Origin of the sequence: Phenylobacterium sp. (assembly GCF_024508875.1) — a bacterium.
Taxonomy (GTDB): domain Bacteria; phylum Pseudomonadota; class Alphaproteobacteria; order Caulobacterales; family Caulobacteraceae; genus Phenylobacterium.
The window spans coordinates 1-5,645 of the sequence record NZ_JANINU010000156.1 but is presented as its reverse complement, the minus strand read 5'-3'; the positions used below and the strand labels follow the sequence as shown (position 1 = coordinate 5,645).

Below are 5,645 nucleotides of genomic sequence, written 5' to 3'. Positions count from 1 at the left end.
CGGCATCTCCAACCGCGTGGTCATCGACTGGCGGGCCTCGACCAAGGGCGGCGACCTTCGTCCGGCCATGGCCGTGCTCGGCGAAGACGGCGCCTACAAGCGCATCTCGAACGGCGGCGAAGCCCGCTACCTGCTGCCGGTGGGCGCGATCCTGTCCGTCGGCGACGGCGACGAGATCAAGCCGGGTGAGGTGCTGGCCCGTATGTCGACCGAAAGCGCCAAGACCCGCGACATCACCGGCGGTCTGCCGCGCGTGGCCGAACTGTTCGAAGCCCGCCGTCCGAAGGACTGCGCGGTCATCGCGGAGATGGACGGCCGGGTCGAGTTCGGCCGGGACTACAAGAACAAGCGCCGCATCAAGATCACCCCCGAGGATGGTGGCGAGGCGGTCGAGTTCCTGATCCCGAAGGGCAAGCACATCGCGGTCCACGACGGCGACGTGATCCGGAAGGGCGAGTACATCATCGACGGCAACCCGGATCCGCACGACATCCTGCGGATCCTGGGCATCGAGGCGCTGGCCGACTTCCTGGTGAACGAGATCCAGGAGGTCTACCGACTGCAGGGCGTGCCGATCAACGACAAGCACATCGAGACGATCGTCCGTCAGATGCTGCAGAAGGTGGAGATCCTCGAGCCGGGCGACACCGGCCTGCTCAAGGCCGACCACATGGACAAGCAGGAAGTCGAAGACGAAAGCGCCAAGGCGGAAGCCCGCGGCGGTCGTCCGGCGATCACCCAGCCGGTCCTGCTCGGCATCACCAAGGCCTCGCTGCAGACCCGCAGCTTCATCTCGGCCGCCTCCTTCCAGGAGACGACCCGGGTGCTGACCGAGGCCTCGGTCCAGGGCAAGAGCGACACGCTCGAAGGCCTGAAGGAGAACGTGATCGTGGGTCGCCTGATCCCGGCGGGCACGGGCTCCTACCTGCGGAACCTGCAGCGCATCGCCGCCAAGCGCGACGAAGCCCTGACGGCCAGCCGCGAGGAGGCCATGGAGCCGCTGCCGGCCGAGATCGCCGACGCGGCCGTCGCCGAGACGGTCGAGAGCTAAGCCTCTCCAGTACAGTCACGCGTAACGAGCGGCCCGGGAGCAATCCCGGGCCGTTTCGTCTTGAGCGTACGGTTCGCGGTGAGAGGCGCGCCAAGGCCAAGCCTGTTTTGGCTGGCGTGGGCATGGGGCCGACGGCTAGGCTGCGAATCCTGGGGGAACAAGTCAGGGTGGCGTAGCGTGCGGGGGATTATGTGGGCGGCTGCGGCCGCTGCTTTGGGCGTGGCGGCGACGGCTCAAGCCGCCCCGCCGCCGGCGTCGGCGTTCGGGCGCGTGCCGGCGGTTGTGGATGCCGCAATATCGCCGGGTGGGGAGCGTGTCGCGATCCTGGGCGCTACGGCGGACCAGCGGTTCATTTCCATCGCCACGGTCGACAAGGAAGGCCTCCCGATCCTCCAGCTTGGAGAGGTCGAGGCCGTTGGACTGAGATGGGCCGGCGACGATTTCGTATTGGCTACGGTGGCGTACTGGGACTCCCTGGGCGGTCCGGGGCGCACGGCGCGCTTCGAGCGACAGATTTCCGTGACGACCGAGGCCAAGGCGGCCGCGCGGCTGCTGCAGAACGGCGTAGCGGCGGGCAATCTCGCCTTGCTCGAGACGCCGGTCCTGGGCGTGACCTCCACCGCCCCGGCGCGCGTGATGATGCTCGGGCTCACCGACAACAGCGGCGCCGGCGGTGGGGTCGACACCCGGATCAAGCGCAAAGGCGAGGGCGGCGCGGCGCGCGCGCTCTGGAAGGTGGATCCCGCCACAGGTTCCGGGGCGCTGGCCGAACGGGGCGCCTACGACACCAAGAGCTGGGATGTGGACTCGCAGGGGGAAGCGCGGGTCCGCATCGATGCGGACGAGTTGAATGGCAAGTTCACGCTGTACGGTCGGCCCAAAGGGCGCAGCCAGTGGACCGCGCTGATCAGCAACGCCGCTCCGGAGCGCCGCAGCGACTATCGCGGGTACCATGAGGGGGAGGATGCGATCCTGCTGGCGAAAGACGGCAAGATCGTGCGGCAGCGCCTGTCCGACGGCGCCATCGAACCTTTCGCGGACGCGGTCGTCACCGACCGCATGATCTGGGATCCGGACCGCAATATCGTCGTCGCGCTGGTGAGCGGGGCAGAGCGTCCCGCCTTCCGCTGGCTCGACGCCGACATCGGGGCGGCCTACGGCGTGCTGAGCCGCGCCTTCAAGGATCGCAATGTCGTGTTGACGGGCTGGTCGCGTGACCGGACGCGGTTCCTCGCTCGTGTCAGCGGACCGTCCTCCGCACCGGTCTGGTATCTCTACGACAAGCCCCGCAAGAACGTGTCCCTGCTGGCCGAAGAGTACCCCCAGCTCAAGGACATCGCCCTCGGACAGATGTCCTTCACGACGTACAAGGCGCGCGACGGCCTGAGCATCCCTGCCTTCGTCACGCTCCCGCCGGGCGCGGCCAAGGGCGCGAAGCTGCCCCTGGTGGTCCTGCCGCACGGCGGCCCAGCCGCGAGGGACGCTTACGACTTCGACTATCTTGCCCAGTTCATCGCCAACCGGGGCTATGTGGTGCTGCAGCCTCAGTTCCGCGGCTCGACCGGCTTCGGCGATGAATTGGAAGAGGCCGGGCGAGGAGAGTGGGGCGGCAAGGTCCAGACCGACCTGCTGGACGGGATCGCGGCCCTCGCGGCGTCGGGTGACGTGGACCCGTCGCGCGTCTGCATCGTCGGGGCATCCTTTGGCGGCTACTCCGCGCTCGCTGCGGCGACCTTCCACGCTGCCGACTACAAGTGCGCGGCGTCGATCGCCGGCATGTCCGACCTGGGTCAGATGCTGAGCGAGGACAGCCGTCTCTACGGGCGGGACTCCGATGCGCTGGAGTCGCTGCGCGGCCAGCTCGGGAACGTCTCGAATACCAAGCTCGCCGAGATATCGCCCGCGCGTCAGGCCGGCCTGGTGCGGGCTCCGATCCTCCTTGTCCACGGCGAGCAGGACACCATCGTGCGGCCCGCCCAGTCGCAGCTCATGGCCGATCGCCTGAAGGACGCCGGCAAGCCGTATGAGCTGATCGTCCTGGAACGGGAAAACCACTACCTGACCCGTACGGCCACCCGGACGCAGACGCTCGAAGCCCTCGAGAAATTCCTCGCGAAGAACCTGCCGGTGAACTGAGGGGGTTGGCATACGCGTATGAGTTCCTAGATCAGGACTCCGCTGAAGGAGTCCTGATCCCGTGCCCCTGCTGCTCTGCCCCAACTGCAACACCTCGATGCAGAACGTCGCCCGGTCGGGCGTCGAGATCGACATGTGCCCGAGCTGCCGGGGCGTCTGGCTGGATCGGGGCGAGCTGGAGAAGCTGCTGTCCGGCCAGCGCGAGGAGGTCGCGGGCCAGCGGCAGGACCGTGAGCGCTTCGAGCGCGAGGTGTCGGACTTCCATCGGGATCCCGACGACTGGAAACGCAAGCACCCGTACGACCAGAAGCACGGCGGCCACCGCTACGACGACGACTATCACTACCGGAAGAAGAAGAAGGGGTTCGACATCTTCGATATCTTCGACTGAGACGGCCGTCGGTTGACGTGGATCAAAGATGACGCAGGCGTCATTTTTATGATCGCTCCCAAGCCCGGAAGGATCCGGGCGCAAGGGAGATCGCCATGCTGCAGGTGCAAGTGGTCGAAGGGCCGCCGACCGAAGTCCAGTATTTCGACGAAGACGAGCTGGCCCGCCGGCTGACGGATCACGACGTCGAGGTCATCCGCGAGATTTTCCAGACGCCCCTGGTGGGCTCCTACAACTGGGACTACGAGGCCGCCAACGCCAAGATCCGGCGGCTGTACGAGCTGGGCAAGCGCTTCAACTGGAACGCCGAACTGGACGTCGACTGGACGCTGGCGCCGCCCGAGCGCGCGGGCCCATCCGAGGACGAGGGGCCCGAGGGCTTCAAGGACCACCCGAAGTGGAAGGCGCTGAGCGCCGCCCAGCGGGCGGACTTCATGCGGCGAACCTCGGCCCAGACGCTGTCGCAGTTCCTGCACGGCGAGCAGGGGGCCCTGATGGTGGCGTCCCAGCTCGTAAGCTGCGCGCCCACCCATGACGCCAAGCTATACGCCGCCTCCCAGACCTTCGACGAGGCGCGCCACGTCGAGGTGTTCCACCGCTACCTGATGGAGCGGTGCCACATGATCTACCCGATCAACCCGAGCCTGAAGTTCCTGCTCGACAAGGTGCTGACCGACGAGCGGTGGGACCTGAAGTTCATCGGCATGCAGATCCTGATCGAGGGCCTGGCGCTGGCGGCGTTCCAGACGATCCACGCCCAGACGCCCGATCCGCTGCTGCGCCAGGTGGTGGAGCTGGTGATGCGCGACGAGGGCCGCCACGTGGCGTTCGGCGTGAACTACCTGGAGGACTGGATCCGCTCGCTGCCACAGGCGCAGATCGAGGAGCGCGCGCAGTTCGCCTACGAGGCCTGCGTGGTGATGAAGAACCGCCTGATCTCGACCACGGTGGCCGAGGAATTCGGCTTCACCCACGACGAGGCGCTGGAGATCAATGCCCGGAGCCAGGGTGGCGAGGCGTTCCGCAAGTTCCTGTTCGAGCGGATGATCCCAAACCTGAAGCGGGTCGGCCTGCTGACAGAGGCCATCCGGCCGAAGTTCGAGGAACTGGGCGTGCTGGAGTTCGAGAACCTGCGGCACGACGGGGCGATCGACTGGACGGTCCTGGAGGCTCCGCTCGCGATGAAGGACCGGGTCGCGGCCTAGAAAGGAATCTTCGCCTCTCGGCGGGAGTCGTTGCCGGTGACCCCGCCGATGTCCTGGCTGGACGCGCCCATCCCCAGGTTGGGCGCGCCCGGCGTAGCGATGCGGCCGTTGTTGTAGCCCGAACCGGTGGTGCCCGGACCGCCGCCGGCCGAGCGCTTGTAGCCGTAGTCCTGCTCTTTGCGCAGGGCGGCGCGCGCCAGGTCGGACGCCTTGCCGGGCTCGACGCCGAGCGGCAGTTGCGGCGCGTCGCGGCCCGCGCCGAAGAGGCGATCCTGGCAGGCCTCGCGCTCGCTGCGCGACAGGTTCGGATCGTCGCAGTTGCGCCGGCTGCGCAGGGCGGAGCGGGCGTTGGCGGCCAGGGCGTCCTCGTAGGCGGGCAGGGTGAGGGTCTTCGGGCCGCTGGCCTGGGCCTGGCGGGGCGGGGCGTCGGGCCGTTCGGGCGCCACGAGCGGCGCCACGGGCGGCGGCGGCTCGGAGAAGCGGGTCTGGCGGCGATGGAGGCGGATCGCGGTCGGCCGGCTGTCGGGCGACGAAGCGTCGGGCGGCGTGCGCGGCATGATCAGTATCGGGATAATCGGCTCGGGCGGCCCGGACTGCATCTCCGGGACGCGCAGCCGCGGCGCGTTGAGCACGAGCAGCGCCGCAAGCGCTGCGTGGACGGCCAATGAAGCCGCCACGATCCCGTACCTCCGGCCATCACGCGCCGCCGGCATCCATGCTCCTTGCGTCCCATGCGAAGCTGCGCCTTAGGGAAGGGGCGTTCGCGAGGCGAATTGATGGCCGAACGGCCGCAGGCAGGCCCCACGTCACACCGATTGACGGAACGGGCCTTCCCGACTATGTAGCGCGCTCTTTCGAGGCC

General features: G+C 68.1%; 4 protein-coding genes and 1 pseudogene. 4 read left to right on the top strand and 1 reads right to left on the bottom strand.

The annotated features are described in order from the left end of the window. From Q0L11_RS12685 to Q0L11_RS12670, 4 genes and pseudogenes are all read left to right on the top strand, one after another. Nucleotides 1–1,051 (top strand): annotated as a pseudogene (locus Q0L11_RS12685) (DNA-directed RNA polymerase subunit beta'); the annotation flags it as partial. A gap of 177 nt (nucleotides 1,052–1,228) precedes the next feature. Next, the gene (locus Q0L11_RS12680) at nucleotides 1,229–3,187 is read left to right on the top strand and encodes a S9 family peptidase (RefSeq protein ID WP_296597689.1); all 1,959 of its coding nucleotides are present in this window, start codon (nucleotides 1,229–1,231) and stop codon (nucleotides 3,185–3,187) included. A 61-nt stretch (nucleotides 3,188–3,248) separates the two neighbouring features. Then, nucleotides 3,249–3,578: a zf-TFIIB domain-containing protein gene (locus Q0L11_RS12675; protein ID WP_296597687.1), complete on the top strand. Its 330-nt coding sequence runs from the start codon at nucleotides 3,249–3,251 to the stop codon at nucleotides 3,576–3,578. 95 nt (nucleotides 3,579–3,673) lie between these two features. Further along, the gene (locus tag Q0L11_RS12670) at nucleotides 3,674–4,783 is read left to right on the top strand and encodes a ferritin-like domain-containing protein (RefSeq protein ID WP_296597685.1); all 1,110 of its coding nucleotides are present in this window, start codon (nucleotides 3,674–3,676) and stop codon (nucleotides 4,781–4,783) included. Here the strand turns inward: Q0L11_RS12670 and Q0L11_RS12665 are convergent. Further along, the gene (locus Q0L11_RS12665; protein ID WP_296597684.1) at nucleotides 4,780–5,460 is read right to left on the bottom strand and encodes a hypothetical protein; all 681 of its coding nucleotides are present in this window, start codon (nucleotides 5,458–5,460) and stop codon (nucleotides 4,780–4,782) included. The two genes, Q0L11_RS12670 and Q0L11_RS12665, sit on opposite strands and share 4 nt — an antisense overlap. Between the last annotated feature and the right edge of the window lie 185 nt (nucleotides 5,461–5,645).